General features: G+C 43.6%; 17 protein-coding genes (1 of these 17 only partly in view). 13 read left to right on the plus strand and 4 right to left on the minus strand.

The window, feature by feature from the left end; genetic code table 11:
* From NO992_RS01510 to purF, 7 genes are all read left to right on the plus strand, one after another.
* A protein-coding gene (locus NO992_RS01510) for a FimV/HubP family polar landmark protein (protein WP_371373812.1) crosses the window boundary here: on the plus strand, positions 1-867 show its final stretch. It extends 4635 nt beyond the left edge of the window; only the last 867 of its 5502 coding nucleotides appear in the window; its start codon lies off the left edge, out of view; the stop codon is at positions 865-867.
* 142 nt (positions 868-1009) lie between these two features.
* Positions 1010-1804 carry a tRNA pseudouridine(38-40) synthase TruA gene (gene truA, locus NO992_RS01515; RefSeq protein WP_305776726.1) on the plus strand — a complete coding sequence of 265 codons (795 nt, stop codon included), beginning with the start codon at positions 1010-1012 and terminating at the stop codon, positions 1802-1804.
* Positions 1805-1938: 134 nt separating this feature from the next.
* Complete coding sequence (gene accD, locus NO992_RS01520) at positions 1939-2814, plus strand: acetyl-CoA carboxylase, carboxyltransferase subunit beta (protein WP_017218111.1); 876 nt, start codon at positions 1939-1941, stop codon at positions 2812-2814.
* A gap of 26 nt (positions 2815-2840) precedes the next feature.
* Positions 2841-4097 (plus strand): bifunctional tetrahydrofolate synthase/dihydrofolate synthase, encoded by a 1257-nt coding sequence (gene folC, locus NO992_RS01525; RefSeq protein ID WP_371373816.1) that lies wholly within the window; start codon positions 2841-2843, stop codon positions 4095-4097.
* A 36-nt stretch (positions 4098-4133) separates the two neighbouring features.
* Positions 4134-4760 carry an SPOR domain-containing protein gene (locus tag NO992_RS01530; RefSeq protein WP_371373819.1) on the plus strand — a complete coding sequence of 209 codons (627 nt, stop codon included), beginning with the start codon at positions 4134-4136 and terminating at the stop codon, positions 4758-4760.
* A gap of 61 nt (positions 4761-4821) precedes the next feature.
* Positions 4822-5316 (plus strand): CvpA family protein, encoded by a 495-nt coding sequence (locus NO992_RS01535; RefSeq protein WP_010369359.1) that lies wholly within the window; start codon positions 4822-4824, stop codon positions 5314-5316.
* A gap of 18 nt (positions 5317-5334) precedes the next feature.
* Complete coding sequence (gene purF, locus NO992_RS01540) at positions 5335-6867, plus strand: amidophosphoribosyltransferase (RefSeq protein ID WP_017218108.1); 1533 nt, start codon at positions 5335-5337, stop codon at positions 6865-6867.
* 85 nt (positions 6868-6952) lie between these two features.
* Here the strand turns inward: purF and NO992_RS01545 are convergent, their stop codons facing one another.
* Positions 6953-7738 (minus strand): MipA/OmpV family protein, encoded by a 786-nt coding sequence (locus NO992_RS01545; protein ID WP_371373822.1) that lies wholly within the window; start codon positions 7736-7738, stop codon positions 6953-6955.
* 207 nt (positions 7739-7945) lie between these two features.
* Positions 7946-10711, minus strand: a complete 2766-nt coding sequence (gene barA / locus NO992_RS01550; RefSeq protein ID WP_253105242.1) for a two-component sensor histidine kinase BarA — start codon at positions 10709-10711, stop codon at positions 7946-7948.
* Between the two features lie 78 nt (positions 10712-10789).
* Between barA and rlmD the strand changes: the two genes are divergently transcribed.
* The 5 genes from rlmD to eno all read left to right on the plus strand — a co-directional run bounded on the left by rlmD (position 10790) and on the right by eno (position 18491).
* Complete coding sequence (gene rlmD / locus NO992_RS01555; RefSeq protein WP_371373825.1) at positions 10790-12109, plus strand: 23S rRNA (uracil(1939)-C(5))-methyltransferase RlmD; 1320 nt, start codon at positions 10790-10792, stop codon at positions 12107-12109.
* 92 nt (positions 12110-12201) lie between these two features.
* A complete protein-coding gene (gene relA / locus NO992_RS01560) occupies positions 12202-14355 on the plus strand; it encodes a GTP diphosphokinase (protein WP_371373828.1) in 2154 nt (717 codons plus the stop codon).
* Complete coding sequence (gene mazG / locus NO992_RS01565) at positions 14339-15163, plus strand: nucleoside triphosphate pyrophosphohydrolase (protein ID WP_371373831.1); 825 nt, start codon at positions 14339-14341, stop codon at positions 15161-15163. The genes relA and mazG overlap by 17 nt, the downstream gene beginning before the upstream one ends.
* A gap of 158 nt (positions 15164-15321) precedes the next feature.
* Positions 15322-16956: a CTP synthase gene (locus NO992_RS01570; protein WP_010369341.1), complete on the plus strand. Its 1635-nt coding sequence runs from the start codon at positions 15322-15324 to the stop codon at positions 16954-16956.
* Between the two features lie 242 nt (positions 16957-17198).
* Complete coding sequence (gene eno, locus NO992_RS01575) at positions 17199-18491, plus strand: phosphopyruvate hydratase (RefSeq protein WP_010369337.1); 1293 nt, start codon at positions 17199-17201, stop codon at positions 18489-18491.
* 57 nt (positions 18492-18548) lie between these two features.
* On the opposite strand, the gene NO992_RS01580 is transcribed toward eno, so the two are convergent.
* On the minus strand, positions 18549-18740 hold the full coding sequence (locus tag NO992_RS01580) for a hypothetical protein (protein WP_010369334.1): 192 nt from the start codon (positions 18738-18740) through the stop codon (positions 18549-18551).
* A gap of 100 nt (positions 18741-18840) precedes the next feature.
* Entirely contained in the window at positions 18841-19515 is a 675-nt protein-coding gene (mutH, locus tag NO992_RS01585) for a DNA mismatch repair endonuclease MutH (RefSeq protein WP_010369332.1), read from the minus strand.
* Positions 19516-19954: 439 nt separating this feature from the next.
* Between mutH and rppH the strand changes: the two genes are divergently transcribed.
* Positions 19955-20479 (plus strand): RNA pyrophosphohydrolase, encoded by a 525-nt coding sequence (rppH, locus tag NO992_RS01590; RefSeq protein ID WP_010369331.1) that lies wholly within the window; start codon positions 19955-19957, stop codon positions 20477-20479.
* Position 20480: the final 1 nt, after the last annotated feature.

The following is a 20480-nucleotide window of genomic DNA, read 5'->3' on the forward strand; positions in this document are numbered from 1 at the left end:
CTACCAGAGTTAACAGCAGACTTTGATGAAGAGACTTTGCTTGCTGATGAGCCTGAAGCACCAGTCGAAGAAGCTGAGAGTGACACGCTAGAGTCCGAGCCAGATCTGGAAATCGAAGACGAGCTGCCAGAATTAACTGCAGATTTTGATGAAGAGGCTTTGCTTGAAGACGAGCCTGAAGCGCAGGTTGAAGAAGCAGAAAGTGACACGTTTGAGTCTGAACCTGGGCTTGAAATCGAAGATGAGCTGCCTGAATTAAATGCAGATTTTGGCGAAGAGACTCTGTCTGAATTCAACGATGAAGATGACTTGGAAACTCTACTTTCTGAGCCACAAACAGAATCTGAATTACCAGAGGTCAATGAAGCCGAAATTGAAAAAGAATTTATGGCTGACTTCACCCAAGCAGACTTCGATGCTCTACTCAGCGAACTGGATGATCCCAGTGACTTTGACGCCGGAAATGCAGAAGATTTCGAAGTAGATTTCGATAGCTTGTTACAAGACGAATTGGTCGCAGGGGAAGCCCAAGCGCTACCAACGGATGCCGAAGGTACGGAAGATTACTTAGAAATTGAAGACTTACTTGAACAAAGCGACGACCTTGATGGCGATGTTGAACCTTACGTTGGAGCAAATATGGACGTTGGGCTTGGCGATTTTGAAGAGCTATTAGCGGGTGAAAATACCACGGATGTTGATTTAGAGGATGAAGGATTTGCCGCTAAATTAGATTTAGCGAAAGCTTACATCGAAATTCAAGATTATGATTCGGCGATATCAACGCTCAACGATGTTATTGAGAACGGCCCGGATTCAGTGCAAGCTGAGGCAAAGTCGCTTAAATCCAGTCTTACAGAGCCTTAATACTCACTTCAACGATACCGACCAAACAAAGTAATTGCCTTGTTTGGTCAGTATCATCATCTACTTCTTAGCTTAAGCGCTTTAATTCACATCGCCAATCGCATAAAATGTCGTTTTTGTTATGGGTTGCGATAGAAAAAGTATGCGAGTAGCGTTAGGCATTGAATATAATGGTGCAAATTATAGTGGTTGGCAGAGGCAAAATCATGTCAGCAGTGTCCAAGAAGAAATAGAAAAAGCGCTATCGAATATCTGTAATCATCCCGTTGAGATAACTTGCGCGGGGCGCACTGATGCAGGGGTTCATGCAACGGGTCAACTCGTGCATTTTGACACAGATTCTGCTCGCGATATGAGTGCCTTTACATTAGGAATGAACTCTCAGCTTCCTGACGACATTGCGGTACGATTTGCTAAACAAGTCGACCCAGAGTTTCACGCTCGTTTTTCGGCGACAGCTCGCCGATACCGCTACGTTATTTATAATCATACCTACAGACCGGGCATTTTACGCAGTGGCGTAACGCATTTTCACCACGAGCTTGATGTTGAAAGAATGAAAGCAGCATGCCCTGTGATGATAGGGGAGCAAGATTTTACGTCTTTCAGGGCAGTACATTGTCAGTCTAATACGCCGTTTCGTAATATCCATCACTTAGAGGTGAAACGCATTGGCAAATATATTGTCATTGATATTAAAGCAAACGCGTTTTTGCACCATATGGTGCGCAATATTACAGGTTGTTTACTTGATATTGGTGTCGGCAAGCAAGAGCCTGAGTGGATGGCGGAGCTTCTTGTTGCCAAAGACCGCACCTTAGCAAGTGCTACGGCAAAACCTAACGGATTGTATTTAGTTGATGTGGACTACCCTGAACAATGGCAAATAGAAAAGATGCCGCTTGGGCCATTATTTTTGCCTGAGGAATTAGTGTAACGGTCATGTTTATGTAGTACCTTATACTCTTAAGACCAGTTTTTTATATCACCTATAGCTAAATCATGATTTAATTGGGAAAAGATGTCTGTCTTTGCTGACGGAACAGAATAAAGCACGATAGAGAGTTGCAAATGAGTTGGTTAGAAAAGATCTTACCTAAAACCACTAAATCTTCTGGTAAAAAAGAGATCCCAGAAGGGGTTTGGGCAAAGTGTACAGATTGTGATTCAATCCTATACAAAGCGGAATTAGAAAAGTCGTTAAACGTATGTCCGAAGTGTGATCATCACATGCGTATTACGGCACGTAAACGTCTTGAAAGTTTCTTAGATGATGCAGATCGTCAAGAGCTTGGCACAGAGCACGAGCCACAAGACGTATTAAAGTTTAAAGACTCTAAAAAATACTCGGATCGTATTGTTCAAGCACAAAAGGCAAGCGGTGAGAAAGACGCTTTAGTTGCAATGAAAGGTCGTGTAAAGGGTATTCCTGTTGCTGCTGTTGCTTTTGAATTCTCCTTTATGGGTGGCTCAATGGCGTCAGTTGTTGGTGCGAGATTTGTTGATGCAGTTAACGTTTGTTTAGAACATAACATGCCATTAATCTGTTTCTCTGCATCTGGAGGTGCACGTATGCAAGAAGCACTTATGTCATTGATGCAAATGGCAAAAACAAGTGCTGCATTGGCAAAAATGAGTGACAAAGGCTTGCCATTTATCTCAGTATTGACCGACCCAACAATGGGTGGTGTTTCAGCATCATTAGCGATGTTAGGTGATATCAACGTTGCAGAGCCAAAAGCACTTATCGGTTTTGCGGGTCCACGTGTTATCGAACAAACTGTACGTGAAACCTTACCAGATGGTTTCCAGCGCAGTGAGTTCTTATTAGAGCACGGTGCGATTGACATGATCGTCGACCGTCGTGAAATGCGTGATACGTTAGCGCGTATTTTGGCGAAGTTTATGGACTTGCCTTCCACTGAACAAGAGCATAGAGTAGCGTAAATTTTTCAAATTGAGCTACTCAACTTATGACGGTTAACCAGCCTAGCCAATCATCAAGCCTTGATGATTGGCTTTGTTATTTAGAAGCAATTCATCCAGCCACCATTGAAATGGGACTTGAGCGTGTAGCACAAGTTGCCGAGCAAGCCGGATTACTTGAGCCTTTCAGTAAAATTATTCTAATTGGTGGAACCAATGGTAAAGGCACAACAGCCAGGTGCTTAGAGTCGTTGTTGCTCGCACAAGGGTTTTCTGTTGGCACCTACGCTTCACCACATTTAGTACGCTACAACGAGCGTGTCCGAGTGAATGGGGCAGAGCTTGAAGATCAGTATCATATCGATGCATTTAAATTCCTCGATGACACCCGCAAAGACACTCAGCTGACCTATTTTGAGTTTGGTACGCTTGGCGCGTTAAGTATTTTCAAGCGCTGTAAGGTTGATTATATTTTGCTTGAGGTGGGTTTAGGCGGGCGGTTTGATGCGACAAATATAGTCTCGCCATTTGCCTCTGTTATCACGACTGTCGATTTAGATCATAAAGAGTATCTGGGTGATACCCGAGAGCTGGTAGGCTATGACAAAGCTGGCATTTTCCGCAGTGGTAAGCCTGCAATCGTTGGTGATTTAAATATTCCACATACGGTTATAGACTATGGCGATGAAATTGCCGCAGATATGGTGTTATCAAAGCGCGATTTTTATTTTACTCCGCTAGGTTCTCAGTTTAGATGGCAATATCTTGATTTTGATTGGCACTTCGACAAACCAGCTATTCCAGCACAAAATGCTGCGACAGCGTTAACGGTATTAGCTAAACTAGAGTTGCTACCTAGCTATGATGTAGTGAAGACTTGTTTGGCAAATTTGCAAGTAGAAGGCCGCTTTCAGCAACTCAATACCACGCCGCTGGTGTATACCGATGTTGCTCATAATCCAGAATCTGCAAGATATTTAGCAACTAAGTTACAAGAACTCAAGCAAAAAGGGTTTAAAATTCATGCCTTAGTCGCTATGCTTGCGGATAAAGACAAAGCCTGTGTGCTTAAAGAAGTCAGCCAATATGTAGATAGCTGGAGTTTAGCTTCACTTTCAGGGCCTCGTGGAGAGCGTGCGGAAAACCTTAAGCCATTGCTTGACTCAAGTTGCAATGTCACCTTATTCGATAGCGTTACAGCAGCACTTGATACTCAGCTCGATACACTTGCGAGCGAGCAGGTACTAGTGATATTTGGTTCGTTCTTTACCGTTGCTGAGGCAATGGAGTACTGGCGAAAATAGTTATAGATGATTTAATGTAAAGTAGAGAGTAAAGTTGTGAACTCAGTATTTATAAATCGCCTTGTTGGAACAAGTATCGTCGTCGTAGCTGCGGTGATCTTTATTCCTAATATCCTTGATGGTGAAAAGGTCCACTACAAGGAAGGATTTCAAGCGATCCCTGAAAGACCTGAGTTCAAAACGATTGATCTGCAAGAAAAAGTAGATGCGCAAGCCAAGCTTGCGCCTGAGTTGCCCTCAGAGCCGCTGGAAGATATTGACGCCGATGATGCTAAGCTAGAGGGCACAGAAGAGGCAACGCTAGCAAATACGCAGCAATCAGATACGTCACCTACACAAGTTGAGGCGAAACCCGTCGTAACGACCGACAAAGTTGAGGTGGCAAAATTAACGCGTCCTGAGACTGCTAACTTTTCAAAAATGGCTTACGTTATTCAGCTTGGTAGCTTTTCACATAAGTCGAACGTCGATGCACTAACGAAGAAGCTTGCAGATAATGGCTTTAAAACCTTTACTAAACCCGTTAAAACGGCCAATGGTACATTGACAAAAGTGTTTGTCGGACCAGATTTAAATAAAGCTGAACTTGAAGCTAAGTTACCAGAATTAAAGAAATTAACTAAGTTAAATGGTCGTTTGACACAATTTGAAGTGACAAAATGATCTGGCATTTAGATGCCAAACCTTTTAGAATGCGCCCCACATTAACGACTTATTGGTTACTATGATCTGGGTTGATTACGCCATTCTTGGTATTGTTGGTTTATCGACTATCTTTGGCTTGCTTCGAGGCTTTGTCAAAGAAGCGATGTCACTTGTCGTATGGATCGGCGCTTTTTTCATCTCTAGTATTTTTTACCAATATCTCGCAACCTTCCTAACATTCATTTCAGAACCCCTTTTAAGAAATGCAGCCGCAATAGCCATACTCTTTTTTGCGACCTTGATGTTAGGTGGGCTTGTTAATTATGTCTTGAGTGAACTGGTTCAAAGAACTGGGCTCTCAGGCACCGATAGGATCTTTGGGATTGTATTCGGTGGACTTCGAGGTGTGTTGGTCGTTAGCGCCTTACTCTTTTTCCTTGATGCGTTTACCAGTGCACCAGACACGCAGTGGTGGAAAACATCAAACTTAATTCCTGAATTTGGCTTTGTGATAGAGTGGTTTTTCTCCTATCTTGAACATAACTCGAGCTTTTTAGATTCAGTAAACCGTTAATCGGCGAGGAAATTTTTAATGTGTGGTATCGTTGGGATAGTCGGAACATCTCCTGTTAATCAGGCGATTTATGACGGCTTAACTGTTTTGCAACACCGCGGCCAAGATGCGGCTGGCATTATTACCATTGACAACAATACGTTTAGCTTACGAAAAGCAAACGGCCTAGTGAAAGACGTATTTCATACAAGACACATGAAACGCCTACAGGGCAACATTGGTCTTGGTCATGTACGTTATCCTACTGCTGGTTCTTCAAGCTCAGCAGAAGCTCAACCTTTCTACGTAAACTCTCCATTTGGTATTGCCCTTGCGCACAACGGCAACTTAACCAATGCAGAAAAATTAAAAGAGCGTTTGTTTACTCAAGCGCGTCGCCACGTTAATACTACGTCTGATTCTGAGATCCTGCTGAACATCTTAGCTCACGAGCTTGGCAAAACAGACAAGATGAAATTAGACGCGGAAGACATGTTTACGGCAGTAACGGAGGTTGTGTCTATTGTTTCTGGTGGTTACGCGAGTATCGCGATGATCATCGGCCATGGTATTTTGGCATTTAGAGACCCTCACGGTATTCGTCCGCTTGTTTTCGGTAAGAAAGAAACTGAGCGTGGCATGGAATACATGTTCGCTTCAGAGAGTGTTGCATTGGCAACCGATGGCTTTGAGTTTGTGCGAGATGTTGCACCTGGTGAAGCTATTTACGTAACCGAAAAAGGTGAGTTTTTCTCTCAGATCTGTGCAGCTAAAACGATGCTTGCACCTTGTATCTTCGAGTTTGTATATTTTGCCCGTCCAGATTCAAACATTGATAAAATGTCTGTTTATGCAACTCGCGTGAATATGGGTACCAAGCTCGGTGAGAAAATCGCAACTGAGTGGGGCGATAAAGATATCGACGTGGTTATCCCAATTCCTGAAACATCATGTGATATCGCACTTGAAATTGCTTCCGTGCTAGGGCTTCCTTATCGCCAAGGGTTTGTTAAGAACCGTTATATTGGCCGTACTTTTATTATGCCAGGCCAAGAGCTGCGTAAGAAGTCTGTACGTCGTAAACTTAACGCAATTGACAGAGAGTTTGCTGGTAAGAACGTGCTACTTGTCGACGATTCGATTGTACGAGGCACTACATCAGCGCAAATCGTTGAGATGGCGCGTGAAGCGGGTGCGAAAAACGTGTACTTTGCATCAGCAGCACCAGAGGTAAGATTCCCGAACGTATATGGTATCGATATGCCTTCTGCATCAGAGCTAATCGCTCATGGTCGTGAAGTGGAAGATATCAATGCGAGTATTGGCTCGGATGGTTTGATCTACCAATCACTAAGTGATTTGATTGCAGCCGTTGGTCAAGAAAACCCAGAGATAGCTCGCTTTGAGACTTCGGTATTTGATGGTCAATACATCACAGGTGATGTTGACCAAAACTACCTCAATCACATTGATGAATTGCGAAACGATTCGGCAAAGTCTAATCGTGAAGCTGCGATGTCTGCAAGCCTTGAGTTACATAATCAAGAAGCAGAAAGCGCCGAAAGCGATTAAGCTAGTTGATGATGTGAATAAGCATTATGATAAAAACCCAAGTTTAACTTGGGTTTTTTTATTTAATTTTAACTCAGGCAACAGCCTAAAATTGATAGACTAGGCCAACATAAGCGAGGTCACTGGTGTCTCTGTCTAGCAAAGGACTATTGGCGATAGCATCATCGAGCTTAGTTCGTGTTATCCCACCAACCAAACTGAGTTGTGTTTTTAACTGATAATGTGCGGTAAACCCTGCCGAATAATTCACGGCGTCATCAGCAGTTAAATAGCCCACTCGACCACGGCTTATATCGATGTTTTTCCCGCTTACCCCGTAAATATAATTGACGTAATCAGATTGCTGCCACTCTACGTTACCTACTGTCGAGATTTTAAATCCTCGACCATCGTTGTACAGTGGGATTGATACCGAAAAAGTAGCCGTGGTTGAATCTGAATTATCGGAAATATCACTGTGACCAGCGAGCGTAAACCACAAATAGGTGACGCCATAGTTAACGGTAACATCGCCATCCGGTGCGTCATACCCTTCAAAAACCTCGTCCTCAGATTTCGCATCTCGGAACACGCCGTCATAGCCGTCTTGACGATAGCCCAATCCGGAGTAGACAGATAAATCCTCGGTAATAGGGAAGCGATAGCCAATTAAGCTGTCTTTGTTGATAAACCAGTTTCCTTTTTGGATATCGATAATGGGAATTGAGATCAGCTCACTTTCAATGCCTTTCCATGGCAAATCTGCAGCGGCAGCTCCTCCTCCTAGACGAACTTGCCATTCGTCAGATGACGTTTCAATGGCGTGGCTACAAGAAGCAAAAGCGAGAGTGAAGATGGCAGCAGAGGTAAGTGCTGACTTGATGAGATACATACAGAATTCCTTTCGTAAGTTAAAGGTTGCGAGAATTTAGAATGTAAGAAGTTTGTTACAAGACTTGGAAAAGTGCTGTTAGAAAGTGTAATAAATTGTCGGGAAGCGTTGTCTGGTGTGCTAGGAGTCATTTGCCACACTCTTCTATTCGCTATTTCTATGGTTGTTTGCATAAAAGTAGCGAATAGAAGAGTGTGAACATAAAGGTCAGTTGGATTGTGTGGGCTCGGAATCAGAAAGCAATAAAGTGAGTCCATCAACCAGCTCAAATAGCTCAGGCTCGATATCACTGAGTGGTTTTTCTTGTTTTAATCCTGTTTCAATGGTTTCGGCCAATTTCTTCAGGGTTGGCACGCCAGTGTAACAACATGCCCCGTGAAACTTATGCACTACTTTGAGCAACGTTGGGAGATCCTCTGCGTCTTGTGCAGACTCCAACTGCTGCAACGTTTCGGGCACGCTAGAAAGCAGCATGTTAAGCATCTCCAATGCTAAATCAGGTTTATTACCCGCGCGCTGTAACGCTAATCCCCAATCTAACATTTGGCTATTAAATGGCGGCACACTGTGCTGATGACTCTCGATATTTTTTTGTCTCGCGACTGGTGAAGATGCGCTATGGTCGCAAATAATTTGTTTGAGCATATCTTCATCTATGGGTTTAGTCATATAGTTACTAAAACCATCTTTAAGCAATTGCTCTTTTTCGCCCGCAAGCGCATGTGCGGTGACGGCGATGATAGGGGTATCCTCATTTAAGGACGAATCTCTTATGCTTCTACAGGCGCTTATACCATCCATTATGGGCATTTGAATATCCATAAATATCAGGTCGTATTTCCTTGATTTACATAAACTGACTGCTTGAGCGCCGTTATGTGCGGTATCTATTGCCTCTACCTGCTCATCTAACAAAGTACAGATCAACTTCAAGTTAGCATCGTTATCGTCTGCAACGAGCACTTTAAGTGGTAAACTGGTAGCTTCGATTTCATTGGCACTCATGTCTGGGTGGTCTAAACGATAAGGTGCTGCAAGCATTTCGCAGAGTTTTCTGTGATTAAGCGGTTTGCTTAAACAAGCGTCAGCACCACTGCCAATAAGCGCCTCACGCATATTATGAGACACTGTATTAACCATCAAGTATAAGTAGTCTGCGGAGCCGCGAGCTTGCTTGATGTAACTCTTAACCGTCTGCATTTGATCGACGCTTGCCATAGAGCCGATTAGACAGATATCGTAATTAAAATCCTGCGCCAAGGCTGTATCAAACTCTTCTTCGGTGAGGCAGCGTGTTACTTGCATGTCCCATGCTTGTAGCTGAGCCATAACAGCATGATGAGTATGCTCTTGCGGTTCAAAGTAAAGCACGCGCTTATTTTCCAGCGGCTTGCTTGGTAAATCGTCGTTGTAGAGACGGTTTGGCAGGGCAAAGACGGCATTAAATGAGAAACATGTACCATTTCCAGGTGCTGAGTTCAGAGTGATACGGCCATTCATCGCCTCAACAATGTGCTTAGTGATGATAAGACCTAGGCCGGTGCCGCCAAATTTACGGGTGATACTGGTATCGGCTTGAGCAAACGGTGTAAATAGCGCGTCTTGTTTATCCTGCGCAATACCAACTCCTGTATCGCTGACAGACACTAACAAGGAGGACTGAGATTCATCCATCAAGCGATGGTTAATATCCACTTTGACTGAGCCTTTTTCCGTGAACTTGATGGCATTACTAATTAGATTGGTCAATACCTGCTTAAATCGCGTTGGGTCGCCAATTAAGTTGTCGGGCACCTGGCGATTAACAGAAATCGAAAATTCTAGCTGTTTGTCGTGGGCGCTTGGCGCTAATAAGGTCATGACCTCATTAACGGCGTCGCGTAATTCAAACTGGATATTCTCCAGCTCCATAGCACCGGCTTCTAGTTTTGAGAAATCCAAGATGTCACTAATGATGGTAAGCAGGCTATTTGCAGATAGCTCTATGGTATCTAAATAATCTTTTTGGTGTTTATTTAATGGTGTTTTATAAAGTTGACGAGTAAAGCCTATGACCCCATTGAGCGGCGTTCTAAGTTCATGACTCATTTTAGCCAAGAAATCCGATTTTACGCGGTTAGCGTCTTGTGCTTCTTTTTTGGCAATATTGAGCTGAATATTCTGCGTTTCATACTGCTCTAGGGTTTCGCGATAATCACTAGTTGCCTGATCAATGTGCTTTTGCATTTCGTCTTTTTGATTGGCCATCTTTCTGCCAATAACAATCAAGCCTTGGCGCAACAGCTCAAACTCACCCCGCATCGGCTCATTGATAGCGATGTCTTGTTTACCTTCGTTGAGCTTGTCTGTGGCTAAAATCAAACTGGCAATCGGTTTGGTCAGCATACGTGATAATCGCATGGCCAACATAACACTAAGTAAAAAGGAGAAAATAATAACAATAGCACTCAAGATCAGCGCGCGCTGCTGCGATATCAACGCTTGGTCTTTACTGATCTCTACAACTAAAATCGCGAGCGTAGCTGGTTCTGCACTGTGCCAATCGGTTTTTTTGGCTAAATGGTTTTTAACTGGTGAATAAAACACAAAGGTATTTTTTAGTGCAGTAACTTCGGTGGTTTGTAGCTTTTGCACTTCACCAAAATAATGTAATTTGTCGAATTCACTATGATAATTACTGGTAAGAATAAGCTGATTTTGGTTATCAAACAGCGCGATACTTTTTACCAGTGGTGCGTGTTTATTGTGTGCTTGGCTTAAAATGCGGTGTAAATGCGCTTTATCTTGTTTTTCTATTGGGTATTCTACTGACATGGCCAGAGAATCTGCAATGCGATTTCCCTGACTTATCAGAATTTCCTCAAGCTCTACGTAGCGATTTATAGTAAAATAACCACCAAGTAGCAAGCCAACCAAAAGAGTTGGCAAAAGAGTGAGTAGTAAAATACTGTCACGCAGGTTTAATTTTGTCATAGGGTCAAAAAAGTGCAGAGAAATCTGTAACTAAGATTATCTTTTACCGACGTGATAAGCAAACAAATGAGGAACCCAATGGCACAGATTTTTCGTGCTAAGAAAGCTGCTAAGCCGTCAAAGCAAATAGAATTAAACATAGAGTCAATGGATCATCAGGGGCGAGGTGTTGCTCGTCACGAAGGTAAGGTCTGTTTTGTGGCAGGTGCCTTGACTGGCGAGCGAGTGAGAGCACAGGTTGTACAGGCCAAGTCTAAACTGTTGGAAGCGAAGATGACCAAAGTACTTAATACCTCTAAAGAGCGTGTTAAACCGTTTTGCCCGCATTACCAGCAGTGTGGTGGTTGTAGCTTGCAGCATCAAAGTGTTGATGGTCAGCTCAATGAAAAGCAACATGCAGTTGAAAAACTTTTTGCGCGTTTTGCTAACATTAAACACTTACCTTGGCAAGCACCGATCACTTCTATGCCGCTTCATTATCGCCGAGCAGCTCGTTTGGCATGTATTTATGATAAACAAAGCAAAAGCGTGAAGTTAGGCTTTAGAGCTAGTCAGTCGAAGCAGATTATCGAAATAGCGCAGTGTGACGTATTGGTGTCGCCTTTTGATCGTATTGTTAACACGCTAAATGCGCTTGCACAGTCGCTAAGTGAGTTTAGGCTGATCAGTCATATTCAGCTTTGTCAGGCCGACAACCATAATTATGTGTTGTGTCGTCATACAAAGCCACTGTCCGCTTCGACTCGCGAAACGTTACAAAACGAGCTAGGAAATTGCCAGGTCCTGTTTGACGATGGCGAGACGCCAGTTGTGTATTCCCCGATGCCGTACTATCACCTTGGTGAATTTGGTTTAACACTTGAATTTAAATTGAACAACTTTATTCAAGTGAATCAATCAGTAAATGAAGCAATGCTGCGCCAAGCGACAGACTGGCTACAGCTGAGTAACGATGAAAGTGTCCTCGATCTTTTCTGTGGGGTGGGAAATTTCTCATTGGTGCTCGCAAAACAAGCAAAAAATGTGATTGGGGTAGAAGGTGAAGCGCAATCGGTTGCAATGGCTCAGCAAAATGCGCAAACTAATCAAATCAGTAATGTTCAGTTTCACTGTTTTGATCTAACCCAGTCGATTACAGAGGCTGCTTGGTTCGACGCAAATCTGGATGTGTTGGTACTGGACCCATCAAGGCCTGGTGCACTTGAGGTTCTGCAGCAATTACCGTTGACGCAGTTTACCCGTATTTTATACGTGTCATGCGATCCTGTGACACTGGCGCGCGATGCTTTGGTAATAGCGCAGGCAGGCTTTGAATTAGAAAAGCTTGGCTTAATGAATATGTTTGTTCACACGGGACATATCGAAACCATGGCGCTGTTTAAAAAACAGTGTAAATAACCTGAGCTTTGAGGCCGTTATTGCCCGAGCATTAGGTTAAATAATTTACCCGAAAATGAGGCGGGTAAGTAGTTTTAAGGAGGTATCAAAACATGGTTGCTACTCGGCAGTCGCATCAAACCACTTTGCCACTAGAGTTTGATGCGCGACTCACTATCTTAAACTTGTCTGAGGATCAAAGAGAATGGCTGCAAAAGGCCTATGAACTTTGTCCCGCGGATCAATCAACGGAACATCTCAATAATGCCATCGAAATGGTAGAGATCCTTGCAGACTTAAATTTTGATAGCGAATCCTTAGCAACCGCGTTTTTAACTCCTTATTTTGTCGCTGGAAAGTTGTCCCTTGAGCAAGTAGAGGAAGCGCTTGGCAAAAACATCTCGCTGCTTTTAAGAGGGGTGGAAAACATGGACACCATTAGCACTTTGGCACACCAAAGCTCGGGTAAGGTACAAGTCGATAATATCCGCCGTATGTTACTCGCTATGGTGGAAGATGTGCGTGCTGTAGTGATTAAACTTGCTGAGCAAATCTGCCATTTGCGTGCGGTTAAGAAAGCATCGGAAGAAGAAAGAGTTGTTGCTGCAAAAGCCGCAGCAAATATTTTTGCGCCACTTGCGAATCGGTTGGGGATTGGTCAATTAAAATGGGAACTTGAAGATCTCTCGTTCCGTTATTTACATCCGGATACGTATAAGTCTATTGCCAAGAAGCTTTCTGATAAACGCCTAGACCGCGAAGCTTATATGGAAAATATGGTTTATTCGGTGGCACAAAAACTTGCGGATGCAGGCATTAAAGCGCAGGTCTACGGTCGCCCTAAACATATTTACAGCATTTATAAAAAAATGGCGCAGAAAAGCTATGAATTCGAACAGTTGTTCGACATTCGCGCGATGCGAGTGGTGGTAGATGAAATTCAAGATTGCTACGCCGCTTTGGGTATTGTGCACACCAGTTGGCGACATTTAAACAAAGAGTTTGACGACTATATTGCTACGCCTAAGCAAAACGGCTATCAGTCTATCCACACCGTGGTATTTGGTCCTGAGGGCAAAACGGTAGAAATCCAAATTCGCACCGAGGCCATGCATCGAGATGCAGAGCTTGGAGTAGCGGCACATTGGATGTACAAAGAAGGTGCATTGCCGGGCAGAAACTCAGGATACGAGCAAAAAATTAGCTGGCTACGCAAACTGTTGCAGTGGCAAGAAGAAGTGGTAGATGGTAGTGAAATAGCTGATGAGCTAAAGAATCAGGTTGTCGAGGACCGCGTTTATGTATTCACGCCCAAGGGCGATATCTTTGATTTGCCGTTAGGCTCGACGCCGCTCGACTTTGCATACTACATTCATTCCAATGTTGGACATCGCTGCATTGGTGCAAAAGTGTTTGGTAAAATAGTGCCTTTCACTTACACATTGCGCACCGGCGATCAGGTAGAAATTCTTACCCAGAAAAATGCTTCGCCAAGTCGAGATTGGTTAAACCCGTCGCTGGGATATATTCATTCTTCAAGAGCGCGCAGTAAGATCCATCACTGGTTTAAGCAGCAAGATAGAGACAAAAATCTTCAAGCGGGTAAGGAAATTTTAGATAGTCATCTGCAAAAACTAGATATTACCTATAAAGATTTAGAACCCGCGATTGACCGCTTTAACTTTAAAGAGCTCGACGATTTAATGGTGGCGATTGGTGCCGGTGATATTCGTATCAACCAATTCCTGAACTACGTTCAAGATAAACCTGAGGATACACCTAAGTTAAAAATCTCCTCGCCAAAACACACTAAAGGCGACAAAAACGCAGTGGTGGTTGATGGGGTTGGCAGCTTGATGAGTCATATGGCGAAATGCTGTGAGCCTGTACCGGGCGATGAAATTGTGGGTTACATCACGCAAGGGCGAGGTATTGCTGTGCATCGCTCTGATTGTGAGTCATTTGCTCATATTACGGATGTACATCCAGAGCGTGAGATTGCGGTCAGTTGGTCAGATGATGTTAAAGCGTCGTACGCCATTACATTAAAAATTGAAGCGCACGACCGTCAAGGGCTGATCCGAGACATTAGCTCTGTGCTTGCCAATGAAAAAGTCAATGTGCTCAATATGAACGTACAAACACAAGACGATAAAAACGTAGCAGTATTTATGATGAAGGTAGAGGTGGATGACCTTTCTGCTATGCATCGTTTGCTGACTAAATTGATGCAAATCGAAGGTGTTTTTGATGCTAAACGACTCTAAGCCTTCTACAGCAATTGGGATAGAGCAGCTGCTAGAGATTATGTCGCAGCTGCGCGACCCAAGCACTGGATGCGACTGGGATAAGAAGCAAACCTTTAAAACCATTGTCCCTCATACGTTAGAAGAAGCACACGAAGTTGCCGATGCTATCGAGCAAGGCGACTTTGCTCACTTAAAAGAAGAGTTGGGAGACTTGCTGTTCCAAGTGATTTTTTATGCTCAGCTTGGAAAAGAGCAGGGGTTGTTTGATTTTGCTGACATAGTGCAAACTCTCAATGACAAATTAGTGAGACGTCACCCTCATGTATTTGAAAAGCAGGAAAGTTTAAGCGAAGCAGAGCTTGAGCAGCAATGGCACGCCATTAAACAGCAAGAAAAACAGGGGCAAAAACAAGGGGCGTTCGCGGCGGATATTCCAAGTAGCTTGCCAGCATTATCAAAAGCCTTCAAAATTCAAAAGCAAGCAGCCAAACTCGGATTTGACTGGCCAAGTTACCACGGCGCGTGGGATAAAGTACAAGAGGAAGTCGCTGAGGTGAGCGAGGCGCTGCAAGTTGACCCACTCTCTGAACATACGGCGGAAGAGGTGGGCGACTTGTTGTTTGCAACTGTAAATGTGAGCCGACATATAAAACGAGATCCTGAGCAGCTGCTACGTCAAGCCAACGAGAAATTTAGAAATCGCTTTGTGCAAGTCGAAGCCGTTTTGAATGAGTCCTCACTATCACTTAAAGATGCGAGCTTGGAGGAGATGGATGGTGCTTGGGAGACAGTGAAACGTCGTCAACGCAGCAAAAACAGAGACTGATTTTTACGGTTTGTTCGTTAATTAAAACGACCCCCTGATAAAATATATTACCGTGCTAAGTCATTTTTAGCTGGAATGACTTAGGTGCTTTTGCTATACTATCGCCCCGTCTTGATTCTTATTTAAATTCCAATTTTCCTGAAATTTCTAGGGTTCGCATGAGTACAAAATTTATCTTCGTAACGGGCGGAGTAGTATCCTCCTTGGGTAAAGGTATTGCAGCTGCTTCTTTAGCCGCTATATTAGAAGCACGTGGCTTGAAAGTAACGATTCTAAAGCTGGATCCTTACATCAATGTTGACCCTGGGACCATGAGCCCTATCCAACACGGTGAAGTATTCGTAACCGAAGACGGCGCGGAAACCGACCTTGATCTTGGTCACTACGAGCGTTTTATTCGCACTAAAATGACCAAGCGTAACAACTTTACACAAGGCCGTGTATTTGAAGACGTGTTGCGCAAAGAGCGCAGAGGTGAGTACTTAGGTGCCACTATTCAGGTTATTCCTCACATCACAAATGACATCAAGCGTCGCGTGCTTGAAGGCGCGGAAGGGCATGATGTTGCTATCGTAGAGATTGGTGGCACGGTTGGTGATATCGAGTCACAACCTTTCCTAGAAGCAATTCGTCAGCTAGGCACAGAGCTTGGTCGTGAGAGCGCTTTGTTTATGCATTTGACGCTAGTGCCTTTCTTAGGCCCTGCGGGTGAAGTGAAAACTAAGCCAACTCAGCACTCAGTGAAAGAGCTTCGTTCAATCGGTATTCAACCTGATATTTTGATCTGTCGTTCAGATCGTAAACTACCAGCGAACGAGCGCGCAAAGATTGCACTATTCACTAACGTGGAAGAAAAAGCAGTTATCTCACTACAAGACGTAGACAGTATTTATAAGATCCCTGCGCTATTGAAGTCGCAAGAGCTTGATAACATCATTTGTCGTCGTTTCTACCTTGAACGTCCGGAAGCGGATTTATCTGAGTGGGAACAAGTACTTTATCAAGAGTCAAATCCTACTGGTGAAGTGACAATTGGTATGGTTGGTAAATACATCGAATTACCGGACGCATATAAATCAGTTAACGAAGCATTGAAGCATGCTGGTTTGAAAAACCGTTTAACGGTGAATATTGAATATGTTGACTCTCAAGATATCGAGAGCAAAGGCACTGAGTTACTTGAGCACCTTGATGCTATCTTAGTACCTGGTGGCTTTGGTAACCGTGGCGTTGAAGGTAAGATTTTAGCTGCAAAGTATGCACGTGAAAACAAAGTACCATACCTAGGTATTTGTTTAGGGATGCAAGTTGCGCTAATCGAGTATGCACGTAACGTTGCAGGTCTTACTGGTGCTAACTCAACTGAATTTGATCTTGAAAGCCCACACCCAGTGGTTGGTCTGATCACTGAGTGGTTAGATGCAGATGGTAAGATTGAAGTACGTGACCACGATTCTGATCTTGGTGGCACAATGCGTCTTGGTGCACAGCTTTGCCACTTAAAAGAGGGCTCTAAGGTGCGTGAAGTATACGGTAATGCCGAAATCGTTGAGCGTCACCGTCACCGCTATGAAGTAAACAACAACTATGTTGCTGAGCTTGAAAAAGCGGGTCTGCAATTTACTGGTCTGTCAGAAGACAAGAAGCTAGTTGAAATTATCGAGAATAAAGATCACCCTTGGTTTATCGCGGCTCAGTTCCACCCTGAGTTCACGTCAACGCCTCGTGATGGTCACCCATTATTTGAAGGCTTTGTTGCGGCGGCATACAGCCACCAAAAAGCATCTTCGTAATAAGAAAAAGCCGTGCTCTTGCACGGCTTTTTTGTTGCAGAAGGTTTTGCAATAGGCGCTAAGAGTAGTGTTTATCGCCAAACTTTTTCTTATCTGTCGGCGCGTCAATGTGATACGTGTAAATTCTTCACTTTGCGAAGCAACAGAGATAAGGCAAACTTTAAAGCGGGTTTATTGACCCTGAATTCGCCTGCGACAGAAGCAGTGCAACACACACCACTTTGGGAATAAGAGGAATCAAGATGTCAAAAATCGTTAGAGTGATTGGCCGTGAAGTTATGGACTCACGCGGTAACCCAACAGTAGAAGCGGACGTACACCTAGAGTCTGGTGCATGGGGCCGTGCATGTGCGCCATCAGGTGCATCTACGGGTACCCGTGAAGCACTAGAGCTACGTGACGGTGATAAGTCTCGTTACTTAGGTAAAGGTGTATTAACAGCGGTAAACTACGTAAATAACGAAATCGCGGCAGCACTTGAAGGTCAAAACGCGCTAGAGCAACGTGCAATCGACCAAATCATGTTGGACTTAGACGGCACTGAAAACAAAGAAAAACTAGGTGCGAATGCCATCCTTGCGGTATCTCTAGCAACAGCAAAAGCAGCTGCACAAGACAAAGGCGTGGCGCTATACGAGCATATCGCAGACATCAACGGTACAGCAGGTCAGTACTCAATGCCAGTTCCGATGATGAACATTATCAATGGTGGTGAGCACGCGGATAACAACGTTGATATTCAAGAGTTTATGGTTCAGCCTGTTGGCGCAAAGAGCTTCCGTGAAGCACTACGTATGGGTGCTGAAATCTTCCATAGCCTGAAAAACGTACTTAAGTCACGTGGCCTGAACACTGCAGTTGGTGATGAAGGTGGTTTTGCTCCAGACCTTAAATCAAATGAAGAAGCGCTAGAAGTAATTGTTGAAGCAGTTGCAGCTGCTGGCTACGAAATGAACAAAGACGTAACACTAGCACTTGACTGTGCAGCGTCTGAGTTTTATGTCGATGGCAAGTATGACCTAAAGGGCGAAGGTAAAACATTCGACTCGGAAGGTTTTGCAGGCTTCTTGGCCGATCTTGCCGCACGTTACCCAATTGTATCAATCGAAGATGGCTTAGACGAAAGTGACTGGGCTGGCTGGAAAATCCTAACAGATAAAATTGGCGATAAAGTTCAGCTAGTGGGTGATGATCTCTTTGTTACTAACACTAAGATTTTAAAGCGTGGTATTGAAGAAAGCATTGGTAACTCAATCTTGATTAAATTCAATCAGATTGGTTCACTGTCTGAAACGCTTGATGCCATCAAAATGGCGCAAGATGCTGGCTTTACTGCCGTTATTTCACACCGCTCTGGTGAAACTGAAGACGCTACCATTGCTGATTTAGCTGTGGCGACAGCGGCAGGTCAAATTAAAACAGGTTCACTTTGCCGTTCGGATCGTGTAGCTAAGTACAACCAATTGCTACGTATTGAAGAAGCGCTAGGTGAAAAAGCGGTATACAAAGGCCGTAGTGAAATCAAAGGTCAGTAATTAGCATTACTTGATGTATTGTAAAAACGCCAGTTTAGCTACTGGCGTTTTTTATTGCTAGCGGTCGTCACCCCAAATCTCACAATTTGCTTGGCCATTTCTAAATGTCCAACAGACTTGAAGTGAATTACAAGCATCATCCATCGTTGCAGGACCATTACCTCCAGCAACAGCCGGCGTCATCTTAGTAGCAAGTGTTTTGTTCACACTAAGTTCTTTAATCGATTTTTTGTTGAACTTTAATTTCATTGTCGTCTCCTTCTATAAAAATATAAATGTTAACCAAATCCATACAAGATGTTGGTTGTGTTACATTTGTACTTTTTGTATAAAAAGTCAACAGGTGTTTTTAAGCACCAAACTCTTGCGCCAATATCGATTGAGTGAAATTGATTTTCAAATAAAAACCTCTTGGCAAAGTTTGCACTATTTTACCGTTTGGCCCTATGGCGTCGGTGAGCGCCTTGGCATTTGCCGCCTTTGGCCTTATCTGCATGACTTCTCCAAGATGCCCTGAGATTTGGTCTACGTGACCCGTAGCGATTAACTCGATTTGCTCTTCCCAGTCTCTTCGTAACAACTGTTCTTGATGCGCGTCTGGCCGCCATAAGAAGCCGTGTCCAATAACCCTATCTATTAAAGGAATTTCTCGTTCGGCTAATATGGGTAGCCAAAGAACGTGAGCTAATTTCTTTTTAACACTCGACGCTTCCCACGTTAACCCTGTTAACTGAGTCAGCGGCACGACAGAAACATAGGTGGTCTCTAGCGGTTTGCCTTGATAGCTTATTGGCAAAGTTTTGAGTTCAACGCCAATATGCTCAAAATCAGGTACAGGCTTTGAGCCCGCGGTGGCACCTAAGGCTGCTTCTATGAGTTGTCCTACCCAGCCTTTCTCTTTGAGCAAATCTTGTGGTGTTTTAAACGAGAGCTGCTGAGCGAGTTCTCCCAATGTTAAACCGGCTATGTTTTCAACACGTTGCATAAGTTCGCCCACAGAGCGTGGTGGTGTAACTGATGGCAAGCGATACTCCTGAGTCTATCCCCTAAAAACACGATTATAAAAGAAATCATGTGGTGAAGTAAGTTGGTTATTTTGCGCTCAACTTAAGTGCGGCTTGTTATCTCAACATATGGTTAAAGTAATAACTTTATTATCTATATGATAAATATGAAGTTATTTTTATTTTGCTACAGTCAGAGTGGCTTGAAAATCTTATGGCTTTGGATAAATACAAGACTATAAACATAATTATCCACAGAATATGTGGAAAACCTAGGGTTTGAAGTGTGTAATTGTGGATTTGTTCGTAATTTGAACTGAAAAAAACTTAGTTATGCACAAGTTGTGGGTAACTTGAGAGTATGCTGAGATAATTTAGGTATAGAATGGAATTAAATTTGCCGTGACGCGGGAGTTGTGGAACAATCATTAAAAATCGACTTATAAATGAGGCACTAAGGTGATTGATGCCGAAGGGTTTCGTGCCAATGTCGGAATAGTGATTTGTAATAATCAGGGGCAGGTTTTTTGGGCCCGTCGTTACGGACAACACTCTTGGCAATTTCCTCAAGGCGGAATAGATCAAGGGGAAACACCTGAGCAAACGATGTATCGTGAACTTCATGAAGAAGTTGGACTTAGGCCAGAAGATGTTGAAATAGTAGCAAGTTCTAAACATTGGTTACGTTACAAACTACCAAAAAGGTTAATTAGACGAGATTCAAGCCCAGTTTGTATCGGGCAAAAGCAGAAATGGTTTTTATTGAAACTTAGGTGTAAAGATGAAGACGTAGACTTATTACGTACGCATCACCCTGAGTTCGATGATTGGCGCTGGGTCAGCTATTGGTATCCAGTACGTCAAGTTGTATCGTTTAAACGTGATGTCTATCGTCGAGTGATGAAGGAATTCGCTCCGTTTGCGATGCCATTTGGTAAACGTGAACAGCAAGGGCAGAAGGATTTCTGGCGCACAAAACGATAAA

It is taken from the genome of Pseudoalteromonas sp. DY56-GL79, assembly GCF_041414765.1.
Classification (GTDB): Bacteria; Pseudomonadota; Gammaproteobacteria; order Enterobacterales; family Alteromonadaceae; genus Pseudoalteromonas; species Pseudoalteromonas piscicida.